This is a genomic window from Amycolatopsis sp. PS_44_ISF1 (assembly GCF_032335455.1).
Classification (GTDB): Bacteria; Actinomycetota; Actinomycetes; order Mycobacteriales; family Pseudonocardiaceae; genus Amycolatopsis.
Window position 1 is genome coordinate 1,380,339 of sequence record NZ_JANUXO010000002.1, and the last position, 20,675, is coordinate 1,401,013.

Genomic DNA, 20,675 nt, shown 5'->3' on the forward strand with positions numbered 1-20,675 from the left:
GGGGCGCGGGACGGGTCCCCGCGCCCCCGGTCCGGTCACTCCGGCAGCAGGTCCTCGATCACGATCGGGATGTGCCGGACCCGGATGCCGGTCGCGTTGGCGATCGCGTTGGCCACCGCCGCGGCCACCCCGACGGTGCCGATCTCGCCCAGGCCGCGGGCGCCGACCGCATTGTGCAGGGTGTCCGCGTATTCGACGAAGCGCACGTCGATGTCCGGGATGTCGGCGTTCACCGGCAGCAGGTAGCCGGCGAAGTCGCCGTTGGCCAGGCGGCCGTTCGGCTCGATCTCGAGTCCTTCGTGCAGCGCCGCGGAGACGCCCCAGATCATGCCGCCGGTGAGCTGGCTGCGGGCGGCCTGCTCGTTGATGATCCGGCCGCCGTCGAACACCCCGAGCAGCCGGGAGACCCGGGCCTCGCGCGTCCACCGGTGCACCCGGACCTCGCAGAACTGCGCGCCGAAGGAGCTGAACGAGTGCTTGGTCAGCTCCTCGCCCGGGGCCGAGGAGCCGGTCACCTCCAGCGACGGGCGGCCCAACGCCCGCAGCAGCTCGCCGAAGGACATCGAGCGGCCCCCGGCGAGCACTCGCCCGTCCGCGTACAGCACGTCCTGCCCGGAGAACGGCGCCCCCGGGGCCGAGGCCAGGGCCAGCAGCTCGTCGGTCGCCTTGGCCGCGGCCAGCATGATGGCCGTCCCGACGCTCGCGGTGGCGGTCGAGCCGCCGGACATGCCCCCGGGCGGCAGCCGGGAATCCCCCAGCCGCGGGACGACCCGCTCCGGCGCGAGGTCCAGCGATTCCGCGCCCACCAGGGAAAGCACGGTCAGCAGGCCGGTGCCCGGGTCGGCGCCGCTGGTCGCGACCACGGCCGTGTCGTCCTCGCGCAGCGTGATCCCGACCGTGGCCGGGAAGCGCAGGGCGGGGAACATCGCGGTGGCCGTGCCGAGGCCGACCAGCCAGTCGCCGTCGGTGCGCCCGCCCGGACGCCGGTCGGACCAGCCGAACTGCGCCGCGCCGACGCGGAAGCACTCGTCCAGGTGCTTGCTCGACCACTGCCGGTCCTGACCGGGCGGTGCGGTCGAGTTGTTGCGCTGCCGCAGGTCGATCGGGTCCAGCTCCAGGGCCAGGGCCAGCTCGTCGATCGCGCTCTCCAGCGCGAACGAGCCGGGCGCCTCGCCCGGAGCGCGCATGAACGTGGTCGGCGGGACGTTCAGCGGCACCATCTTCTGGCTGATGGCCAGGTTCCGCGTGGCGTACCACTCGCGGGACGTGCCGTGCGAGGTCGGCTCGACGAACGAGCGCCGCGCGTCGGTGCTGCACCACGAGTCGTGGCGCAGCGCGACCAGGGTGCCGTCGCGCTCCGCGCCCAGGGCGATCTTCTGCACCGTCGCCGCCCGGCCCGCGGTCACGGTGAACACCTGCTCCCGGGTCAGCGCGGCCTTGACCGGGCGGCCGAGTTCGCGCGCCACGGCCGCGGCCAGGAAGGCCGGCGCGGACGTACGCCCCTTGCCCCCGAAGGCCCCGCCGACGAACGGGTTCACCGCGTGCACCGCGTCCGGCTCCAGCCCGAGCGAGCCGGACAGCTCCTCGGCCTGCAGGTGCGAGCCCTGGTTGCCGCTGTAGATGGTCAGGACGCCGTCCTCCCAGACCGCGACCGCGGAGTGCGGCTCCATCGGGGCGTGGTTCTGGGTCGCGGTGGAGTAGGTCGCCTCGACCACCACCGGGCTCGCGGCCAGGGCGTCCTCGATGGACTCGACCCCGGGCTCGAGCACGGACAGCGACGAGGGCACCCCGCGCGACTCCGGCGCGTCCTCGGCCGTGGCCAGGCCCTCGGCCAGCGAGGTCAGGGCCGGCCGGGCGTGGTAGGAGACGCGGACCAGCATCGCCGCGTCGCGGGCCTGCTCGAAGGTCTCCGCCACGACGAAGCCGATCGGCTGGCCGTAGTGGGTGACTTCCCGGTCCTGCAACGGAACCCAGGTCTCCCCGAAGCCGCCGAACACCCCCGGGCGCAGCGGCAGCGAGTCGAACGGGGAGTACACGGCGAGGACCCCGGGCGCGCTCTTGGCCTCGGTCACGTCCATGGCCCCGATCTCGCCGTGGGCGATGGTGCTGACCACGAAGTAGCCGTGGACCAGGCCCGGGAAGGTGCGGTCCACCCCGTAGCCGGCGCGGCCGGTGACCTTCAGCGGCCCGTCCAGCCGGGCGGTCATCAGCGGTCCCCCTCGGTCAGTTCGAGCAGCGCGCGGACGATCGTCCGCGGCAGCAGCCGCGCTTTGAACCCGTTGGCGGACAACGGGCGCACGCCCTCGGCGGCCAGCGCGGCGGCGGTTTCGAAAGCGGCCGGGTCCACCGGCGCGCCCCTTAGAGCAGCCTCGACCCGCGGCAGCCGCCACGGCACGGTCCCGACCCCGCCGGCCGCCACCCGGGCGTCGGCGATGCGGCCGTCGCGCACGTCCAGCGCGACCGCGGCGGAGCACAGCGCGAACTCGTAGGACTGCCGGTCGCGCACCTTGACGTAGGTGGAGTTCGCGGCCCAGTCCAGCCGCGGCACCCGCACCTCGGTGATCAGCTCGCCCGGGCGCAGGTCGTTCTCGACCTCCGGGGTTTCGCCGGGCTCGCGGTAGAACTCCGCCAGCTCGACCACGCGGGAGCCGGCGCGGCCGGCCAGCGCCAGCTCTGCGTCGAGCGCGACCAGCGCCACCGCCACGTCGCTGGCGTGGGTGGCCACGCAGGCATCGCTGGTGCCGAGCACCGCGTGCATCCGGTTCGCCCCCTCGACGGCCGGGCAGCCGCTGCCGGGCTCCCGCTTGTTGCACGGCACGGCCACGTCGCGGAAGTACGAGCAGCGGGTGCGTTGCAGCAGGTTGCCGCCGATGCTGGCCATGTTCCGGATCTGCTGGGACGCGCTCAGCAGCAGCGCCCGCGAGATCGCCGGGTACACCCCGGGGTGCGCGGCGACGTCGGCCATCCGCTCCAGCGCGCCGAAGCGCAACCCGTCCGCGGTTTCGATGCCCCGCAACGGGATCCGGTTGATGTCCGTCACCCGCGGCGGGGTCAGCACGTTCAGCTTCATCAGGTCGACCAGCGTGGTGCCACCGGCCAGGAACGTGCCGCCCCCGGCGAGCGCGGCGTCGAGGGTGGTGGGCGCGGTCAGTTCGAAGGGACGCATCGCACCCGCCTCGCCTGCTCCACCGCGGCCACGATGTTCGGGTAGGCCGAGCAGCGGCAGAGGTTGCCGGACATGAACTCCCGCACGTCCTCGACCCCCTGCTCCACCGCGGCGACCGCGGACATCACCTGGCCCGAGGTGCAGAACCCGCACTGCAGCGCGTCCTGGTCGAGGAAGGCCCGCTGCACCGGGTGCAGCTCGTCCCCTGTGGACAGTGCCTCGACCGTGGTCACCGGCGCCCGCACGGTGGCCGCGAGGGTGAGGCAGGCCAGCACCGGGCGGCCGCCGACGTGCACCGTGCAGGCCCCGCACTGGCCGCGGTCGCACCCCTTCTTGGGCCCGGTCACCGCGAGCCGCTCCCGCAGTGCGTCCAGCAGCGTCACCCCGGGTTCGACGCTGAGGCGCTCGGACGCGCCGTTGACTTCGAGTACGATTTCCACACCATCTTCTTTCCGGCAGAACGTCCGGTCGGATCGGCCCGCGGAACGGATACTTATCCGCTCGGCCCCGGACCCGAAGGCTATCGGATACGAATCCGCTTCGCAATGAGCGGTCTCACCCTCGAGTTGCTCCAGGTCAAGTGCTTGCGTGCACTAACATCTCATCGGAGCGACGATCAGCGGGAGGGACGATGGCAACCGGGTCGGTCAGCCCCCGGCGCGCGGACACGCGGCGCAACCACGAGCGCATCCTCACCGTGGCGGCGGCCTCGCTGGCCCGCTCCGAGGAGGTCTCGTTCAACGCGATCGCGAAGCAGGCCGAGGTGGGCGTCGGCACCGTGTACCGCCACTTCCCCACCCCGGAGGCGCTGATCCTGGCGGTCTACCGGCGCGAAGTGCAGCAGATCGTCGACGTCGTGCCGCGGCTGCTCGAAGCCCACTCGCCGGAGCAGGCGTTCCGGATCTGGGCCACCGACCACGTGGCCCACTACATGATGACCAAACGCGGGCTGGCCGGTGCCCTGCGCACCGCCACGGCCTCGCGCGGCGAACTGCCGGTGGACCCGTACCTGGCCATGGTCGACTCGGTCGCCACCCTGCTGGCGGCCAACGTCGAGGCCGGCACCGTCCGCCCCGGGCTGGCCCCGGAGACGGTGCTGCGCGGGCTGGTCGGGATGCTGTTCCTCGACCCGGACGGGGAATGGCGCGGTCTCGCCGCCGACCTGGCCGACCTGCTGTGGCGCGGTATGTGCGCCCGCCCCGGTTCCGGCGGCTGACCGGCGGCCCGGCCCCCTCACCCGCGCCGGTGAGGGGCCGGGCCGACGGCTTCGGTGCGGCCCTACCGGGCGGGCCGGACGCGCCCGCGGACCTCGCCGAAGCCGATGCGGGACCCGTTCGCGCCCGGGGCGGTGCCGGTGATGACGACCTCGTCGCCGTCGAGCAGGAAGCTGCGCTCCTCGCCCCGGACCGTGACCGGTTCTCGCCCGCCCCAGGTCAGCTCCAGGAAGGCGCCGCGCTGGTGCTTCTCCGGACCCGAGACGGTGCCGGAGCCGTAGAGGTCGCCGGTGCGCGAGGAGGCGCCGTTCACCGTCATGTGCGCCAGCATCTGCGCGGGCGACCAGTACATCTCGCGGTAGGGCGGCCGGCTCACCTCCTCGCCGTTCCACTCCACCACGAGGTCGATGTCCAGCCCCCACGGGCGGCTCTCCCGCAGGTACGGCAGCGGCTCCGGATCGGACTGGCCGGGCAGCGCGACGCGCGCGGCCTCCAGCGCCAGGATCGGGACCACCCACGGCGAGATCGACGTGGCGAAGCTCTTGCCCAGGTTCGGGCCCAGCGGCACGTACTCCCAGGCCTGGATGTCGCGGGCGGACCAGTCGTTGAGCAGGACCGCGCCGAAGACGTGCCGGGGGAAGTCGTCGACCGGGACCGGGGTGTTGAGCGGGGTGCCGGTGCCGACCACGAAACCCAGCTCCGCCTCGATGTCCAGCCGGGTGCTGGGGCCGAACGCGGGCACCTCGTCGCCGGGCGCCTTGCGCTGGCCGCTCGGGCGGACGATGTCGGTGCCGGACACCAGCACGGTCCCGGCGCGGCCGTGGTAGCCCACGGGCAGGTGCTTCCAGTTCGGCAGCAGCGGCTCGGCGTCCGGGCGGAACAACCGGCCGACGTTGGCGGCGTGGTGTTCGGAGGCGTAGAAGTCCACGTAGTCCGCGACCTCGAACGGCAGGTGCAGCCGGAGGTCCCCGGCCGCGTGCACCGCGCCGTCCGGCACGTCCCCGGTGATCAGCTCGGTGACCTGCTCGCGGACCGCCACCCAGCGCTGGTGGCCCTGCGCCATGAACGGGTTGAGCGAAGGCGCGGCGAACACCTCGTCCCCCAGCGCCGCGGCCAGGTCGACGACCGAGTCGCCCACCCGCACCCCGACCCGCGGGGCCTGCCCGGCCGGGGAGAAGACGCCGTAGGGCAGGTTCTCCGGCCCGAACGGCGAGCCGGCGGGGATGTCGATCGCGGTCATGCTGCTCCTGGGGGTTCGGTGAGCAGGCCGAGGCCGGCCAGCTCGGTCAGCGGGTCGGTGACGCTACAGGTGCCGAACGAGGTGAACCGGGCGCGCGCCGCGGCGACCCGCTCCGGCCCCAGCTCCCGGATCCGCCGGGCGACGACGGCACCGTCCCGTTCGGACAACAGGTCCCGGAGCGCCGCTTCGCCGGCCCCGGCCGCCGCGGCTTCGGTGGCGAGCAGGAGGTTGAGGAAGCCGTGCTGCTCGAACCCGGTGTCCGGATCGGTGGCGCGCACCGCGTGGTGCAGCCCGGCGGTCGCCTTGAACGCCACCCCGGCCCCGACCGCCGCCCGCACGGCCGCGGCCAGCTCGGCTTCGTCCGGGTACAGCTCGGCGCGCACCCCGCCGGTCCGGAACTTCGCCCGGTACCGCGTGCCCGCGAGCGCGGCGAGCAACGGGTCCCGCCGCGCGTCACGCGGGATTTCGACGAAGACCTCGGCCGTCGCGGTCGCCGGCACGGCGGCGTCCAGCGCGGCCGGCAGCTCACCCGGCTCCATCCCGTCCGGGACGGCGATTTCCAGCGCCTCCACCGAAACCGGCAGAGCCGCACTCGCTTCGAGCGCTTCGGCGACGGTCGCGGGCCCGCCGGGAAAGGTCAGCGCGAGCCGCAGCGGGGCCGCCCCGGTGACCGGGCCCGCGGCCGGATCCCCTCCCGCGCGCACCACCTCGGCCAGCGCCCCGAGCGCGGAGGCCGCGATCACCAGCGGCCCGACCAGCCCGCCGTACCAGGCGGCCTCGTGGGCGCGGTGCGCCGCCACCGCGTCCGGCAGCGGGGCCAGGCCGGGCGGGAACACCGCGGCGTCGTCGAGCATCCCGCGGGCGAAGGGCGGGAGCGGCCCGGTCACGCGGGGCCCCGGCCGGCCCAGGTCCAGGCGTACGCCGGGTCCTCGCCGGCCAGACCGCCCTCACCGAGGTCCAGCGGGCGGAAGGTGTCGACCATGACGGCCAGCTCGTCGAAGAACTCCGCGCCGAGGGACCGTTCGACCGCGCCCGGCTGCGGGCCGTGGCTGTGCCCGCCCGGGTGCAGGCTGATCGAGCCCTGCGCGATGCCGGAGCCCTTGCGCGCCTCGTAGTTCCCGCCGCAGTAGAACATCACCTCGTCGGAGTCCACATTGGAGTGGTAGTACGGCACCGGGATGGACAGCGGGTGGTAGTCCACCTTGCGCGGCACGAAGTTGCAGATGACGAAGTTGCTGCCCTCGAACACCTGGTGCACGGGCGGCGGCTGGTGCACGCGGCCGGTGATCGGCTCGAAGTCGGCGACGTTGAACGTGTACGGGTACAGGCAGCCGTCCCAGCCGACCACGTCGAACGGGTGCGTCGGGTAGACGTAGCGGGTCCCGGTGATGCCCCGGGTGCTGCGGTGCTTCACCAGCACCTCGACGTCGCCGTCGTCCTCGGCCACCAGCGGCTCGGCCGGCCCGTGCAGGTCGCGCTCGCAGTAGGGCGCGTGCTCCAGCAGCTGGCCGTACCGCGACAGGTAGCGCTTGGGCGGCGCGATGTGCGAGTTCGCCTCGATCACGTAGGCGCGCAACGGTTCCGTACCGGTCGGCACCCAGCGGTGGGTGGTCGCGCGGGGCAGGATCACGTAGTCGCCCGGCCTCGCGGTGAGCACGCCGAACACCGTTTCGACCCGGGCCTCACCGGATTCCACGTAGACGCATTCGTCGCCGATCGCGTTGCGGTAGAGCGGCGAAGCCTCCCCCGATGCGACGTAGGAGATGCGTACGTCCGCGTTGCCCAGGACCAGCCGGCGCCCGGTCACCGCGTCGGCGCTCTTCCACTCCTCGCCCGGGAACAACGTGTGCAGGCGCAGGTGGCGCGGGATGAGCGGGCGGTTTTCGCTGAGCGTCTGGTCCGGCAGCTCCCACGGCGTCGCGTCGACGATCGCCGAAGGCACCCCGCGGTGGTAGAGCAGCGAAGAGTCCGACGAGAAGCCCTCCTCCCCCATCAGCTCCTCGCGGTAGAGCCCGCCCTCGGGCGTGCGGTGCTGGGTGTGGCGCTTCGGCGGGATGCTGCCCGCGCTGCGGTAGTAGGCCATGGCCGCCTCCTCACATTTAGTCAAAGCATTTACTACCGGTCCAGGCTAGCCCCGCGCGGCGGCGACCGGAAGGGGCCGGGCCGCGCTACCGGCGGCTGCGGGGGTCGAACTCCGCGCGGCTGGTGATCAGCTTGTCCAGCAGCATCACCAGCACCCGCTGCTCGGTTTCGGTCAGCGCGCCCGTCCAGCCGTACTCGCGCTCGTTGTGCTCGCGGAACCCCTCGACCATCTCGGCCTGCCCGGCCGCGGTCAGCGACAGCCGGACCGAGCGCCCGTCGTGCTCGGCCGGGGTGCGGTCCAGCAGGCCGTCGGCCCGGAGCGTCTTCACCAGGTTCGACACCGCGGCGCGGCTCATCCCGGTCAGCCGGGCCGCCTCCTTGGGTTCGAGCGGGCCGGCCAGCCACACCACGAACAGCAGCCGGAAGCCCGACCAGGACCGCCCGCGCGGCCGGTGCACCGCCGCCTCGAGGTCGTAGGTGACCAGGTCCGAAGCGCGGTTGAGGGTCAGCAGCACCTCGGTGGCGAGCTGGTGGCGGAAGCCGTACTCCTCGTGCAGCCGCCGGTTGGCCAGCGCGACGAACGACCAGAAGTCCAGCTCGGCGGGTGACTCGGGCATGCCTGGCACCCTAGCCCGGACCGGTCCGGCGAGAAAGTCAAAGCCTGAATCACTTGCGCGGGCCCCGGGTCCCGGCCTCCCGCGGCACCTTCAGGAAGGCGAGCATCACCGCCGAGAGCACCAGGCAGCCGATCGGGAAGTACAGCCCGGCCGTGACGTCGGTGTCGGTGGCGGCCAGCCCGATCGCATAGGGCCCGAAGAACCCGCCCAGCGCGGCGATCGAGTTGATCGCCGCCAGCCCGACCGCCGTGTGCTCCTTCGACAGCACCTTCGAGGCCATCGCCCAGTACGGCGCCAGGTAACCGAGCACGCCGACCGCCGCCAGCGACAGGCTGACCAGCGACAGCACCGGCACGGACTTGAACTGGATGGCCCCGAAGAAGCCCACCGCGGCCACCAGCACCAGCACGATCACGTGGCCCTTGCGCTCGCCGGTGCGGTCGGAGTTGCGGGCCAGCACCAGCATGCCCACCGCCCCGACCACGTACGGGATCGCGCCCAGCAGGCCGATGTTGGTCGAGGCGTAGGACGGGTCGAGCTGCTTGACGATCAGCGGCAGGAAGAAGGTGAGCCCGTAGAGCCCGCAGGCGATGAACAGGTTCGAGAAGGCCAGGTGCAGGACCTTGCCGTCGCGGATGGCGCGAAGCTGGCCGAGGAAGGTTTCCTTTTCCTCCGGCACGTACTCCCGGTCGATCTCGGCCTGCAGCCAGGCGCGCTCCTCGGCGGTGAGGAACCGTGCGTCCGCCGGCCGGTCCGGGAGGCAGAAGAACGTGACCACGCCGATCAGCACCGCGGGGACGCCCTGCAGCACGAACACCCACTGCCAGCTGCTCAGGCCCAGCCAGTGCACGTGGTCGAGGATCCAGCCGCCGGTCAGGCTGCCGAGGATCAGCGCGACCGGCTGCGCCAGCGCCAGCGCGGCGATGGCGCGGCCGCGCTCCCGGCCGCGGAACCACAGGGTCAGGTACAGCAGCAGCCCCGGGAACAGCCCGGCCTCGGCGACCCCGAGCAGGATCCGCGCGAGGACCAGGTGCGTCACGCTCGCCACGAACCCGGTCAGCACGGTCACGATGCCCCAGCTGACCGCGATGCGGCTGAGCCACAACCGGGCCCCGACCTTCTTCATCACCATGTTGCTGGGGATTTCGAACACCACGTAGGCCAGGAAGAAGATGGCCGACGCCGCGCCGAAGGTGGCCGCGGTGATGGTCAGCTCCTTGGCCATGCCGAGCTGCGCGTAGCCGATGTTGGCCCGGTCCATGTAGTTGAAGACGTAGAGCAGGCCGATGACCGGCATGATCCGCACCGCGACCTTGCGGATCGCGCGGCGGCCGAGCTCGCCCTCGGCCGCGGGGGCGGGGCCGGTGTGGACGGACATGGTTTCTCCTCGACGGTGAGTGAAAACGGGGGACGGGAGCTCAGGTCTCCGGGGTGGTGCGGCCGGCTTCCGCGGCGGCGTGCCCGGCGAGCCGGCCCATGGTGATCGCGTTGGCGACCGCGTTGCCGCCCCCGACGTAGCGCGGTCCGAGCACCCCGGCGCCCGCCTCCCCGGCGGCGAAGAGCCCGGGGACCCGGTCCCCCCGCTCGTCCAGCACCGCGGCGCCGGGGTCGATCTCCAGTCCCGCGTGGGTGCAGACCAGCTCGGCCGGTCGCGTGCGCGCCGCGTGGAACGGCGGGCGCGCGATCGGCTCCGGCGCCCCGGTGACGCCCTTGGCCGCCAGCGTGCGGTGCCGCAGGAACTCCGGGTCCTCGCCGCCGGCCGGGAGCTGGGTGTTCCAGCGGTCGACGGTGGCGCGCAACGCCGCCGGGGGCACGCCCATCTTCGCGGCCAGCCCTTCGACGGTGTCCGCCCGCAGGGTGCGCCCGGCGTCGGCCTCGGCGAGGACGTGCGCGGGGTCCCAGTGCGCGTAGCCCGCGGGCAGCCCGGCCCGCGCGCGCTCGTCGAAGACCGTCCACACCGGACCGTCCTGGGCGGCGATGATGCCGCTGGACACGGCGTAGGAGGCGTCCTCGTCCATGAAGCGCCGCCCGCGCGAGTTGACCAGCACCCGCGACCGCGGCGGGAAGCCGGACTGCCAGTGGTGCAGCCGCTGGAAGTAGGCCGTGGGCAGCAGCAGCCCCCAGCCCTCGCCCGCGACCGCCGCGCCGACCTGCTCGCCGAACGCGAAGTGATCGCCCCGGGAGCCCGGGGCGGCGACGACGAACAGGTCCGCGCCCGCCGCCTCGGCGTCCGGGTAGTACCGGGCCCGCAGCGCCGGGTCCCGCGCGAACCCGCCGGTGGTCACCACCACCGCCCCGGCCGCCACCTCGATCCCGTCCGCCACCACCCCGGTGACCCGGCCGTCCTCGACCAGCAGCCGTTCGACGCGGGTGTTCAGCACCGCCTCCACGCCGAGCCGCCGCCGCGCCCGGTCGAGCACCTGGACCAGTCCGTAGCCCTGGTCCTTCGGCACGTGCCCGCGCCAGACGTCCTCGACGCCGGCCCGGGTCAGCCCCGGGGTGTGCGCGTCGTGGGACACCCGGGCCGGGATCTCGACGCCGAGCCGCAGCAGCCACTCCACCGACGGACCGGCCTGCTCGCAGAACGCGCGCACCAGCCCGGGCTTGAGCTGCCATTGGTTGAGATCCTGGTAGTGCTGGAGGAACTTCTCCGCGCTGTCCTCGACCCCGAGCCCGGCCTGCACGCTGGTGCCCGCCGCGGTCAGCATGCCCGCCGAGAGCTGCGTGGAGCCGCCCAGCTCCCGTTCCGCTTCGAACAGCAGCACCGAAGCTCCGCGCTCGGCCGCGGAGACGGCGGCGGCCAGCCCCGCCCCGCCGCCCCCGGCCACCACGACGTCGAACCGGTCCTCGCTCATCCGAGCTCACCCCCGGCCCCGGCCAGGATGCGGTGGTAGAGCCCGTTGGAGACCAGTCCGCCGTCCACCGTGACCTCGCTCCCGGTCAGGTAGGTGGAGCGGTCCGAGAGCAGGAACAGCACCGCGTCGGTGATCTCGTCCGGGGTGCCCGTGCGACCGGCCGGCACGCTGTCCACAGCGGACTCGACGAACGCGTCGGCGCCGGCCAGCAGCCCGGTGCCGACCAGTCCCGGGTGCACCGAGTTGACCCGGACGCCCCAGCGCGCCAGGGCGCCGGCGGCCGATTTGGACAGTCCGGTCAGGCCCCACTTGCTCGACGAGTACGCGGGCGAGAAGTAGCCGATCTGCCCGGAGATCGAGGAGATGTTGACGATCGAGCCGCCGCCGGAGTCGCGGATCAGCGGCGCCGCGGCCCGCATCCCGTGGAACGGGCCGGACAGGTTGACCGCCAGCACCAGGTCCCACACCTCGGCGGTGGTGTCCATGAACTCCCGCCGCCGCGAGATCCCGGCGTTGTTGACCAGCCCGCCGAGCGAGCCGTGGTCCGCGCGGATCCGCTCGACCAGCGCCGCCCACTGCCCGGGATCGGTCACGTCGAGCGGGTGCGCCGACGCCGAGCCGCCCGCGGCGGTGATCTCCGCGACGACCCCGGACGCGTCGGCCACGTCGGCGGCGCACACGTGCACCCCCCGGGCGCCGAGGGCGCGGGCGTGGTTGGCGCCCATCCCGTTCGCCGCGCCGGTGACCAGCACGACGTCCGGGTAGCGCACGGTTTCGCGGGCCTCAGACATGCCGGGAGCCGCCGTCGACCGCGATGCTGTGCCCGGTGACGTACCGCGCGCTGTCCGACAGCAGGAACAGCAGCACCCCGAAGACCTCTTCCGGCGAGCCGAACCGGTGCAGCGGCACGGCGTCGAGCGCCTTGGCCAGCGCCGGGGCGTCGTCGGAGATCCAGCGGGTCATCTCGGTGTCGATGTAGCCGGGGGCGATCGCGTTGACGCGGATCCCCCGGTCCCCCAGCTCGACCGCGAGCGATTCGGTCAGGTGCGCGACCGCGGCCTTCGAGCTGCAGTAAGCGGCCCGGCCGCGGCGCACCCGGACGGCCGAGACCGAGGACATGTTCACGATCGCGCCGCCGGGGCGCAGGCAGGCGGCCGCGGCCTGGGCCCCGAACAGCACCCCCTCGACGTTGACCGACAGGGTGGCGCGGATCTGCTCGGCGGAGATGTCCGCGACCTCGGCGAACGGGAAGATCCCGGCGTTGTTGACCCAGAAGTCGACGTGGCCGAACTCCGCCTCCGCCCGCCGGGCCAGCGCCAGGTGGTCCCCGGCCCGGGTGACGTCCACAGTGGACGCCACGATCCGGCCCGGTGGCTTCTCCAGCGATTCCACGGCCAGGGCCGCGTTCAGCTCGTCGGCGGTGGCGGCCATGGCCTCGGCGTCGATGTCGCCGGCGACGACGTCCACGCCCCGGGTCGCGAGCCCGACCGCGAACCGCGCGCCCATCCCGCGGGCCGCGCCGGTGATCACCGCGACCCGGCCCGGCAGCTCCGGGTAGCGTGCGGTGACCGGCTGGTTCAGCACCCGGCCGGGACCGGCGGGCTGGTGGCTCGTCATGCTGGTGCTCTCCTTCTCTTGCGGGTGGGCCCGGGCTCTTCCGGAGCTGCTGCGGGCCCGGATCTACTGCGGGCACAGCGATTTCAGGCGTCGCGGTGGACGACCCGGTGCCGGATCCGCCAGCCGCCGGCGGTGCGGCGCAGCTCGTCGGCGATCACGGTCAGCCGGTGCGTGCGCGGCGGGGAACCGTCCGCCGGGGTGCCGATGATCTGCAGGTAGGCGTGGGCCGACAGCTCGTCGGGGGTGGCGCCGGGGCGCACGTCGACGGTGCCGACCACGTGCCGGAGCGTCTCCCCCGAGGCGAGGCAGCCGGCGTGGAAGCGCTCGGCGAACGCGGTCAGCCCGGCCGTGCCGGTGGACGGCGCCGGGTAGCTCGGCGAGGAGAACTCGCCGTCCGCGGTGAAGGTCTCGGCCCACTCCCGCGCGCGGCCGGAGTCGATCGCGTGACTCTGGCGGCCGTAGAGCTGGTGCACGGCGAGCACGTCCTCGAAAGCGGCTTCTGGCATCGGAACCTCCGTTGTCCCGTTCCCTCTAACGTGCTATATTCGCACGCAGTGTGCGAATATGAGAAGACAGTAGGTCGCCCGGTCGGCGGTAGTCAAGGGAGTCGTGGGTCCGGCATGGAATCGAACCCGGCAGGAACGGGCCCAGCGGCAACGGGCCCGGCGGAATCAAGCGCGGCGGAACCCAGCCCAGAAGAATCAGGCACAGAAGAATCAAGCGCGGCGGAATCAGGCGCCGGAGAATCGAGCGCAGCCGAAGCAGGACCGGCGCCGGGCATCGGCGTGCTCGACTCGAGCATGTCCAAGACGCTGCACCACGGGCTGCAGGTGCTGGAGCTCCTGGTTGCGCACCCGCAGGGGCTGTCACTGACCGAGATCGCCGAGGGCGTCGGGGTGCACCGCACGGTGGCCCACCGGCTGGTCCGCACGCTGGCCGCGCACCACCTCTGCCGCCGGGACCGGTTCAAGCGGATCTCGCTCGGCACCGGCCTGGTGCGGCTGGCCGAGCCGGTCGAGCAGGACCTGCGCACGCTCGCCCGCCCGGTGCTGGAGGAGCTGACCGACGCGGCGCAGGCTTCGGCGCACCTGGTCGTGCGCGAGGACGCCGACCAGGTGCGGATGCTGATGATCGTCGAGCCGCGCCGGGCCCGGATGCACGTCGCCTTCCGGTCCGGCCAGCTCGACCCGATCGGCCGCGGTTCGGCCGGGCTGGCCCTGCTCGCGGCCCGCCCCGCCCGGCCCGGCGAGCGGGAGGAGGTGACCCGCGCGCGGGACCGGGGTTACGCCGTGTCGAGCGGGGAGATAGCGCCCGGCATCACCGGGATCTCGGCGGTGGTCCCGACCGGGCGCGACGCCGCGGAGACGAGCATCGGGCTGTCGCTGTTCGAGGCCCCGGACCCGGATGCCCTCGGCCGTCTCGTGGTCGCCGCGGCCGGGCGCTTGGGGGCGCTGCTGCGCTGACCGGTCAGCGCCGCGAAACCGCACCGCCGCAACCGGGCCCGCCTGGAACGACCGCAGCATCAGGGCCGCGAACCGGCGCGGAGCCGCCACCCTCGCGGGCGAGCAGGGCTTCCTTGCCCTCGAAGCGCCGGTGCACGGTCGCGATGCCGACCCCGGCGCGGCGCACGGACCGAGCGAAAGCCGTTGTGCGCGCGGGAAGGTCGTGCTGGTGAACCGAACTTGGTAGCTTCGGTGCATGCCCGAGCTGATCGCCCCCACCGCCGAGTTGCACCAGGCCTGGCTCGAGGCGCACCACGAGTGGGGACCCGGCCCGCACGAGGACGGCTTCGGCCTGGACGCGGAGGACGAGGTCGAGTCCGGGCCCGGCTTCGCGGCCTGGGTGGCCCGGCTGGCCGACGAGCCGGACCCGGCCCGCGCGCTCTGCACCTTCCGCTGGATCGTCGAGGACGGCCGGGTGCTCGGCGGGATCGCCCTGCGCCACCGCGACGACGACTTCACCCGCCGGGCGGGTCACATCGGTTACGGCATCCGTCCTTCCGCCCGCCGCCGCGGCCGGGCGAGCTGGGCCCTGGGCCGGGTGCTCGACCTCGCCCGCACCGCAGGCCGGACCCGGGTCCTGCTCGTCTGCGAGGCCGGCAACCACGCGTCGGCCCGGACCATCGAGCGTCAGGGCGGGATCCGCGAGAGCGGTGAGCGCGGACCGGAGTGGCGCTACTGGATCGACCTCGCCGGACGCGCGCCCGAGCCCGACGGCCACCGGCACCCGCCGGGAAGCGGCTAAGCTCGAAGCCGTGGCCCAGACCGTTTTGCCCCCGCCGGAACCGTGACCGCTCCGATGACCGATGAGGAGCTCATCGTCGAGCTCGCCCTGACCAGGCTGGACCACCCGGGCCTGGACCTGGAGGAGGTCGCCGTGCTGCTGGTGCGGCGCCTGGGCCCGGAGCACATGCTGGACTTCGCCGCCCGCACCCTGGCCACCCGCGGCGAACTGCGCGCGGCGGCCTTCCCCGCCGCCGTCGAGCACGTCCTGCGGGTGATGCTCACCCTGCGCGGCCCCACCGACTAGCACCGGCGGGCCGGAACCGGGCGACGCGCCCGGGCGACGCGCACCCCCGCCGCTGAACTTGATTGATTCCAGAAAATGCGGCAGACTCCGGACCCGTGCCTGCGGCTTCGGATTTCGAGCGGATGCTGCGCGGGGTCTCCCTGCGCGTGACCCGCCCACGGCTGGCGGTGCTGGCCGCGGTCCACGGCCATCCGCACGCCGACACCGATTCCCTCATCGGCTTCGTGCGCGAAGACCTGGGCGGGGTCTCCCACCAGGCCGTCTACGACGTGCTGCGGGCCCTGACCACCGCGGGCCTGCTGCGGCGGATCGAACCGCCGGGCTCGGTCGCGCGGTACGAGGCGCGGGTCGGCGACAACCACCACCACGTCGTGTGCCGCTCTTGCGGCGCGGTGGCCGACGTCGACTGCGCCGTGGGCCCCGCGCCCTGCTTGACTGCCTCCGATGATCACGGCTTCACCATCGACGAAGCCGAAGTGATCTTCTGGGGCCGGTGTCCCGACTGCACCACCGCGCTCACATCCTGAGCACCACCAGTGAAACCGGAAGGATTTCTGTGTCTGACAGCCCTGACGCCGTCGTCGGCGAAATGAACGAGGAGAGCGCGGGCGGCTGCCCGGTCTCGACCGGGCGCTTCGGCCACCCCACCGAGGGCGGCAGCAACCGCGAGTGGTGGCCCAACCAGCTCAACCTGAAGATCCTCCGGAAGCACTCGGCCGTGGCCAACCCCATGGACGGCGACTTCGACTACGCCGCCGAGTTCCAGACCGTCGACCTCGACGCGCTGGCCGCCGACGTCGACGCCGTGCTGACCACCTCGCAGGACTGGTGGCCCGCGGACTTCGGCCACTACGGCCCGCTGATGATCCGCATGGCCTGGCACAGCGCGGGCACCTACCGCATCGACGACGGCCGCGGCGGGGCCGGCGCCGGTATGCAGCGGTTCGCGCCGCTGAACAGCTGGCCGGACAACGGCAACCTGGACAAGGCGCGCCGCCTGCTGTGGCCGGTCAAGCAGAAGTACGGCCGCAAGATCTCGTGGGCCGACCTGCTGATCTTCACCGGCAACCGGGCGCTGGAGACCATGGGCTTCACGACCTTCGGCTTCGCCGGCGGCCGCGCGGACGTGTGGGAGCCGGACGAGGACGTGTACTGGGGCCCGGAGCGCACCTGGCTCGGCGACGAGCGCTACACCGGTGACCGTGAGCTGGAGAACCCGCTGGCCGCGGTCCAGATGGGCCTGATCTACGTCAACCCCGAGGGCCCCAACGGGAACCCGGACCCGCGGGCCTCGGCGCGCGACATCCGCGAGACCTTCGGCCGGATGGCGATGAACGACGAGGAGACCGTCGCGCTGATCGCCGGCGGGCACACCTTCGGCAAGACCCACGGCGCGGCCGACCCGGACGAGCACGTGGGCGCCGAGCCCGAGGGCGCCCCGCTCGAGGAGCAGGGCCTGGGCTGGAAGAACTCCTTCGGCAGCGGCAAGGGCCGCGACGCGATCACCAGTGGCCTCGAGGTCACCTGGACGACCACGCCGACGCGCTGGAGCAACCAGTTCTTCGACAACCTGTTCGGGTACGAGTGGGAGCTCACCCGGAGCCCGGCCGGCGCCAACCAGTGGGTGGCGAAGGACGGCGCCGGGGCGAACACCATCCCGGACCCCGAGACCGGCGAGCTCGTCCGCCCGCCGATGATGCTGACCACCGACCTGGCGCTGCGCGTCGACCCGGTGTACGAGCGGATCTCCCGCCGGTTCCACCAGAACCCGGACGAGTTCGCGGACGTGTTCGCGCGCGCCTGGTTCAAGCTGACCCACCGCGACATGGGCCCGATCCAGCGCTACCTCGGCCCGCTGGTGCCGCAGGAGGAGCTGATCTGGCAGGACCGCGTCCCGGCCGTCGACCACGAGCTGGTCGGCGAGGCCGAGGTGGCGGACCTCAAGGCGAAGATCCTCGGCTCGGGCCTGACCGTCGCGCAGCTCGTCTCGACCGCGTGGGCCTCGGCTTCGACCTTCCGCGGCAGCGACAAGCGCGGTGGCGCCAACGGTGCGCGCATCCGCCTCGAGCCGCAGCGCGGCTGGGAGGTCAACGAGCCGGAGAAGCTGGCCCAGGTGCTCCGCACGCTCGAAGGCATCCAGGAGTCCTTCGCCGCCGGGCAGACCGGCGGGAAGAAGATCTCGCTGGCCGACCTGATCGTGCTGGGCGGCGTCGCCGCGGTCGAGCAGGCCGCGAAGGACGGCGGCGTGGAGGTGAAGGTCCCGTTCACCCCGGGCCGCACCGACGCGACCCAGGAGCAGACCGACGCCGAGTCGTTCGCGCCGCTGGAGCCCTCGGCCGACGGTTTCCGCAACTACCGCGGCAAGGGCAACCGGCTGCCCTCGGAGTACCTGCTGGTCGACCGCGCGAACCTGCTGAACCTGACCGCCCCGGAGCTGACCGTGCTCATCGGCGGCCTGCGGGTGCTGGGGGCGAACTACCAGCAGTCGGACGCGGGGGTGCTCACCACGGCCCCGGGCACGCTGACCAACGACTTCTTCACCACCCTGCTCGAGCCGGGCACGGAGTGGAAGGCGGCCGAGGACGGGCCGAACCCGGAAAACTACGAGGCCCGCGGCGAGGACGGCCAGGTCCGGTGGACCGGCAGCCGGGTCGACCTGCTGTTCGGCTCGAACTCCGAACTGCGCGCCGTCGCCGAGGTCTACGCGAGCGACGACGCCCGGGAGAAGTTCGTGCGCGACTTCGTGGCCGCGTGGGACAAGGTGATGAGCAACGACCGCTTCGACCTCGGCTGAGCCTGAGGTGACGGGCCGGGCAGCCGGTCCGTGACGAGCGCCGTTCCCTTGCCCGCCAAGGGAACGGCGCTTTTCCCGCCCTTTCGCCGATCGTCGTGCGCTGCGCTGGCGAAGGTCATTCGCTGATCCCGCACGGCCCGGCAGGGACACCAGTCAAGGACGGGGCACCGGATTGAGCCGGGGTGAGCAGGCACCGCATCGGCCACCCGCGCCCGCCCCCGGCCAGGTGGGTCCCGGCATTCAGTCCGCCACCGGACCGGCCGAGCCCTTCTCCGCCGCCGACCCGCGCTTCGATTCCACGCGACATCCCCATTTTCCGAGCCACCAGCCGCGAAGCGCCGTTACCACTACAGGGCCTCGACGATCAGGCGGTAAAGCCGTCACCACCGTGATCAGGTAGCGGCAGCCCGATCACCGCCCACGTCTTCCCGCGCACCGCGAGCAACCACCGCAGCACCAGCTCAACCTCTCACCGGGCCTCAGCTAGCTGTCCGGCGATCGTGCCGTCAGGCGGCCGCGTGTCGAGGGGAGCTCCCCCGCCCGGTCTCAGGACTTCTCCACCTCCGCAGCCCCCCGCGTCGACCGCACCAGCCACGACGTCGCGAAGGCCACGACACCGATGCAACCCGCCACGACGAACGCCGCGTGCAGGCCCGGGGAATCCGGGCTCGCGCCGGACCCGCCCTCGCTCGCGACCGTGGCCACCGTGACGAACACCGTGGTGCCGAGCGCGCCCGCCACCTGTTGCAGCGTCGAGAGGATCGCGCTGCCGTGGGAGTACAGGTGGTCGGGCAGCACGCCGAGCGCCTCGGTCATCAGGGGGGTCATCATCAGCCCCAGCCCGGCCATCAGCAGCACGTGGACGGCGATCACCGCGATCAGCGGCGAAGCCGGGCCGAGCAGGGCGAACAGCCACAGCGAGACCGCCATGGCCGCCGAGCCGGGGATGACCAGCGGACGGGAGCCCACGCGGTCGAACCAGGCGCCGACCGGGCGGCCGAGCAGCCCCAGGGCCAGTCCGCCGGGCAGCACGGCCAGGCCGCTGACCAGGGTCGAGGTGTGCAGCACGGTCTGCAGGTACAGCGGCAGCAGGATCGCGCCCGCGCCGATCAGGCCCATGAACAGCAGCGCGGTCAGCACCAGCGCCACCACGAACCCGCGGTGGGTGAACGGCCGCAGGTCCAGCAGCGCCCGGTCGCGGCGCTGCAACCGGGTCTGGCGCCAGGTGAACACCGCCAGCGCGACCACCCCGGCCACGACGGCCACCCACGGCGCCACGACCGGCTCCGCGCCGCCGGACTCGCCCGCCGCGGACAGCCCGTACAGCACTCCGCCGAACCCGATCGCGGACAGCAGCACGGAAAGCAGGTCGAGCGGCACCCTGCGGGTCTCGCTGTCGATCCGCAGCCGTACCGCGCCGATCACCAGCGCCGCCAGCGAAAGCGGCAGCACGATCCAGAACATCCAGCGCCAGCCCAGCGAGGACAGCACCGCGCCGCCGATGGTCGGCCCGATCGCCGGGGCGACGGCGATGACGATGCTGATCGTGCCCATCATCGCGCCCCGCCGGTTCGCCGGCACCAGCCGCATCACCGTGGTCATCAGCAGCGGCAGCATCACCGCGGTGCCGCAGGCCTGGACGATGCGCCCGGCCAGCAGCAGGCCGAACCCGGGCGCGATCGCGCACAGCAGCGTGCCGAGGGTGAACGCCGAGAGCGAGAACAGGAAGACGCTGCGGGGGCGGAACCGTTCGAGCAGGAAGCCGGTGGTCGGGATGACCACCGCCATGGTGAGCAGGAACCCGCTGGTCAGCCACTGGGTGGTGGTGGTGGGCACGCCGAGGTCGGCCGTCAGGTCGCGGAGCGCGACGCTGAGGATGGTCTCGTTCAGGATCATCACGAAGGCCGAGCCGACCAGCACCCCGATCAGCAGCCCGGGCGCGGACGGCGCGCGCTCCCGGGCCGATGAGGTGACGTTCGCGGTGTGCGTCATGCGTGGGGCTCCTGCAGATCCGCGCCCGGGGGGCGCTCAAGGGGAGAACGGGGGGTGCCGGCGGGCTTCCGGCTGGTCGTGTCCCCAGGATAGGGGGTGGCACCGACAAAACCGGCGGCTGCGCAGCGGGCCCGGGTCCTCGGGCCCCGGTCCCGCGTCCGACCGGCCCGGCCGGAGCGCGCCCAGGCCCGGTCCGTCCGGACAGCCATGACGCCGCGATCAGTCCAGCGCGACCCAACCCCGCGCGACCCGATCCAGCGCGACTCAAGCCCGCGTGACCCGGTCCCGCAACCCGGTCCAGCGCGACCCAACCCCGCGCGACCCGATCCAGCACGACCCAACCCCGCGTGACCCAGTCCCGCGCGACCGCGGGCGCCGTCCCGGCGATCCCCACCGGCGGCGAACCCGTGGCCGGGGTGCCGCCCACCGGAGGCCCGCCGATCCCCGGCGTGACCGGTCGGCTCGCGGACGGGGCTCACCCCCGAGGGGGCGGCCCTGCCCTCCGGCCGCCGGGCCGCAGCTCCCGCCAGCGAACCGCGGCCCCCGGCTCCCGGCGACAAACCGCGGCT

The 20,675-nt window shown here is 73.3% G+C and carries 19 protein-coding genes; 6 read left to right on the plus strand and 13 right to left on the minus strand.

All coding sequences use genetic code 11. From position 1 onward, the window contains the following. Window positions 1-35: 35 nt before the first annotated feature. The 3 genes from NYF13_RS20535 to NYF13_RS20545 are packed head-to-tail and all read right to left on the minus strand — an operon-like array spanning window position 36 to window position 3,606. Window positions 36-2,207, minus strand: a complete 2,172-nt coding sequence (locus tag NYF13_RS20535; protein ID WP_315658903.1) for a xanthine dehydrogenase family protein molybdopterin-binding subunit — start codon at window positions 2,205-2,207, stop codon at window positions 36-38. Beyond that, window positions 2,207-3,166, minus strand: a complete 960-nt coding sequence (locus tag NYF13_RS20540; RefSeq protein ID WP_315658905.1) for a xanthine dehydrogenase family protein subunit M — start codon at window positions 3,164-3,166, stop codon at window positions 2,207-2,209. Before NYF13_RS20540 ends, NYF13_RS20535 begins: the two co-directional genes overlap by 1 nt. Beyond that, entirely contained in the window at window positions 3,148-3,606 is a 459-nt protein-coding gene (locus NYF13_RS20545) for a 2Fe-2S iron-sulfur cluster-binding protein (RefSeq protein WP_315658907.1), read from the minus strand. Before NYF13_RS20545 ends, NYF13_RS20540 begins: the two co-directional genes overlap by 19 nt. Before the next feature lie 191 nt (window positions 3,607-3,797). Between NYF13_RS20545 and NYF13_RS20550 the strand changes: the two genes are divergently transcribed. Beyond that, window positions 3,798-4,382 carry a TetR/AcrR family transcriptional regulator gene (locus tag NYF13_RS20550; RefSeq protein WP_315658909.1) on the plus strand — a complete coding sequence of 195 codons (585 nt, stop codon included), beginning with the start codon at window positions 3,798-3,800 and terminating at the stop codon, window positions 4,380-4,382. 62 nt (window positions 4,383-4,444) lie between these two features. On the opposite strand, the gene fahA is transcribed toward NYF13_RS20550, so the two are convergent. The 9 genes from fahA to NYF13_RS20595 all read right to left on the minus strand — a co-directional run bounded on the left by fahA (window position 4,445) and on the right by NYF13_RS20595 (window position 13,297). Next, the gene (gene fahA, locus NYF13_RS20555; protein ID WP_315658910.1) at window positions 4,445-5,620 is read right to left on the minus strand and encodes a fumarylacetoacetase; all 1,176 of its coding nucleotides are present in this window, start codon (window positions 5,618-5,620) and stop codon (window positions 4,445-4,447) included. Then, window positions 5,617-6,474 (minus strand): hypothetical protein, encoded by an 858-nt coding sequence (locus NYF13_RS20560; RefSeq protein ID WP_315660376.1) that lies wholly within the window; start codon window positions 6,472-6,474, stop codon window positions 5,617-5,619. Before NYF13_RS20560 ends, fahA begins: the two co-directional genes overlap by 4 nt. Window positions 6,475-6,503: 29 nt before the next feature. After that, on the minus strand, window positions 6,504-7,703 hold the full coding sequence (locus NYF13_RS20565; RefSeq protein WP_315658911.1) for a cupin domain-containing protein: 1,200 nt from the start codon (window positions 7,701-7,703) through the stop codon (window positions 6,504-6,506). A gap of 85 nt (window positions 7,704-7,788) precedes the next feature. Further along, complete coding sequence (locus NYF13_RS20570) at window positions 7,789-8,319, minus strand: MarR family winged helix-turn-helix transcriptional regulator (protein WP_315658912.1); 531 nt, start codon at window positions 8,317-8,319, stop codon at window positions 7,789-7,791. 49 nt (window positions 8,320-8,368) lie between these two features. Continuing rightward, window positions 8,369-9,697 carry an MFS transporter gene (locus NYF13_RS20575; RefSeq protein WP_315658913.1) on the minus strand — a complete coding sequence of 443 codons (1,329 nt, stop codon included), beginning with the start codon at window positions 9,695-9,697 and terminating at the stop codon, window positions 8,369-8,371. 40 nt (window positions 9,698-9,737) lie between these two features. After that, window positions 9,738-11,174 (minus strand): FAD-dependent oxidoreductase, encoded by a 1,437-nt coding sequence (locus tag NYF13_RS20580; RefSeq protein ID WP_315658914.1) that lies wholly within the window; start codon window positions 11,172-11,174, stop codon window positions 9,738-9,740. After that, window positions 11,171-11,965 carry an SDR family NAD(P)-dependent oxidoreductase gene (locus NYF13_RS20585; protein WP_315658915.1) on the minus strand — a complete coding sequence of 265 codons (795 nt, stop codon included), beginning with the start codon at window positions 11,963-11,965 and terminating at the stop codon, window positions 11,171-11,173. The genes NYF13_RS20580 and NYF13_RS20585 overlap by 4 nt, the downstream gene beginning before the upstream one ends. Continuing rightward, window positions 11,958-12,791: an SDR family NAD(P)-dependent oxidoreductase gene (locus NYF13_RS20590; RefSeq protein ID WP_315658916.1), complete on the minus strand. Its 834-nt coding sequence runs from the start codon at window positions 12,789-12,791 to the stop codon at window positions 11,958-11,960. The genes NYF13_RS20585 and NYF13_RS20590 overlap by 8 nt, the downstream gene beginning before the upstream one ends. An 83-nt stretch (window positions 12,792-12,874) precedes the next feature. Continuing rightward, a complete protein-coding gene (locus tag NYF13_RS20595; protein WP_315658917.1) occupies window positions 12,875-13,297 on the minus strand; it encodes a nuclear transport factor 2 family protein in 423 nt (140 codons plus the stop codon). 294 nt (window positions 13,298-13,591) lie between these two features. Between NYF13_RS20595 and NYF13_RS20600 the strand changes: the two genes are divergently transcribed. The 5 genes from NYF13_RS20600 to katG all read left to right on the plus strand — a co-directional run bounded on the left by NYF13_RS20600 (window position 13,592) and on the right by katG (window position 18,114). After that, window positions 13,592-14,254, plus strand: a complete 663-nt coding sequence (locus tag NYF13_RS20600) for a helix-turn-helix domain-containing protein (protein ID WP_315658918.1) — start codon at window positions 13,592-13,594, stop codon at window positions 14,252-14,254. Between the two features lie 235 nt (window positions 14,255-14,489). Continuing rightward, the gene (locus tag NYF13_RS20605; protein ID WP_315658919.1) at window positions 14,490-15,035 is read left to right on the plus strand and encodes a GNAT family N-acetyltransferase; all 546 of its coding nucleotides are present in this window, start codon (window positions 14,490-14,492) and stop codon (window positions 15,033-15,035) included. A gap of 54 nt (window positions 15,036-15,089) precedes the next feature. Then, on the plus strand, window positions 15,090-15,320 hold the full coding sequence (locus NYF13_RS20610; RefSeq protein WP_315658920.1) for a hypothetical protein: 231 nt from the start codon (window positions 15,090-15,092) through the stop codon (window positions 15,318-15,320). Window positions 15,321-15,415: 95 nt separating this feature from the next. Next, window positions 15,416-15,847: a Fur family transcriptional regulator gene (locus tag NYF13_RS20615; protein WP_315658922.1), complete on the plus strand. Its 432-nt coding sequence runs from the start codon at window positions 15,416-15,418 to the stop codon at window positions 15,845-15,847. A 29-nt stretch (window positions 15,848-15,876) separates the two neighbouring features. Continuing rightward, window positions 15,877-18,114, plus strand: a complete 2,238-nt coding sequence (gene katG, locus NYF13_RS20620) for a catalase/peroxidase HPI (protein WP_315658923.1) — start codon at window positions 15,877-15,879, stop codon at window positions 18,112-18,114. Between the two features lie 546 nt (window positions 18,115-18,660). Here katG and NYF13_RS20630 read toward each other — a convergent pair. Then, window positions 18,661-20,106 carry a DHA2 family efflux MFS transporter permease subunit gene (locus NYF13_RS20630; RefSeq protein WP_315658924.1) on the minus strand — a complete coding sequence of 482 codons (1,446 nt, stop codon included), beginning with the start codon at window positions 20,104-20,106 and terminating at the stop codon, window positions 18,661-18,663. Window positions 20,107-20,675 lie beyond the last annotated feature (569 nt).

Bases quoted from the DNA above. Each gene is read 5' to 3' on its own strand.
- NYF13_RS20535 (WP_315658903.1), bottom strand. From the start codon at position 2,207: ATGACCGCCCGGCTGGACGGGCCGCTGAAGGTCACCGGCCGCGCCGGC.
- NYF13_RS20540 (WP_315658905.1), bottom strand. From the start codon at position 3,166: ATGCGTCCCTTCGAACTGACCGCGCCCACCACCCTCGACGCCGCGCTC.
- NYF13_RS20550 (WP_315658909.1), top strand. From the start codon at position 3,798: ATGGCAACCGGGTCGGTCAGCCCCCGGCGCGCGGACACGCGGCGCAAC.
- fahA (WP_315658910.1), bottom strand. From the start codon at position 5,620: ATGACCGCGATCGACATCCCCGCCGGCTCGCCGTTCGGGCCGGAGAAC.
- NYF13_RS20560 (WP_315660376.1), bottom strand. From the start codon at position 6,474: ATGCTCGACGACGCCGCGGTGTTCCCGCCCGGCCTGGCCCCGCTGCCG.
- NYF13_RS20565 (WP_315658911.1), bottom strand. From the start codon at position 7,703: ATGGCCTACTACCGCAGCGCGGGCAGCATCCCGCCGAAGCGCCACACC.
- NYF13_RS20570 (WP_315658912.1), bottom strand. From the start codon at position 8,319: ATGCCCGAGTCACCCGCCGAGCTGGACTTCTGGTCGTTCGTCGCGCTG.
- NYF13_RS20575 (WP_315658913.1), bottom strand. From the start codon at position 9,697: ATGTCCGTCCACACCGGCCCCGCCCCCGCGGCCGAGGGCGAGCTCGGC.
- NYF13_RS20580 (WP_315658914.1), bottom strand. From the start codon at position 11,174: ATGAGCGAGGACCGGTTCGACGTCGTGGTGGCCGGGGGCGGCGGGGCG.
- NYF13_RS20585 (WP_315658915.1), bottom strand. From the start codon at position 11,965: ATGTCTGAGGCCCGCGAAACCGTGCGCTACCCGGACGTCGTGCTGGTC.
- NYF13_RS20590 (WP_315658916.1), bottom strand. From the start codon at position 12,791: ATGACGAGCCACCAGCCCGCCGGTCCCGGCCGGGTGCTGAACCAGCCG.
- NYF13_RS20595 (WP_315658917.1), bottom strand. From the start codon at position 13,297: ATGCCAGAAGCCGCTTTCGAGGACGTGCTCGCCGTGCACCAGCTCTAC.
- NYF13_RS20600 (WP_315658918.1), top strand. From the start codon at position 13,592: ATGTCCAAGACGCTGCACCACGGGCTGCAGGTGCTGGAGCTCCTGGTT.
- NYF13_RS20605 (WP_315658919.1), top strand. From the start codon at position 14,490: ATGCCCGAGCTGATCGCCCCCACCGCCGAGTTGCACCAGGCCTGGCTC.
- NYF13_RS20610 (WP_315658920.1), top strand. From the start codon at position 15,090: ATGACCGATGAGGAGCTCATCGTCGAGCTCGCCCTGACCAGGCTGGAC.
- NYF13_RS20630 (WP_315658924.1), bottom strand. From the start codon at position 20,106: ATGACGCACACCGCGAACGTCACCTCATCGGCCCGGGAGCGCGCGCCG.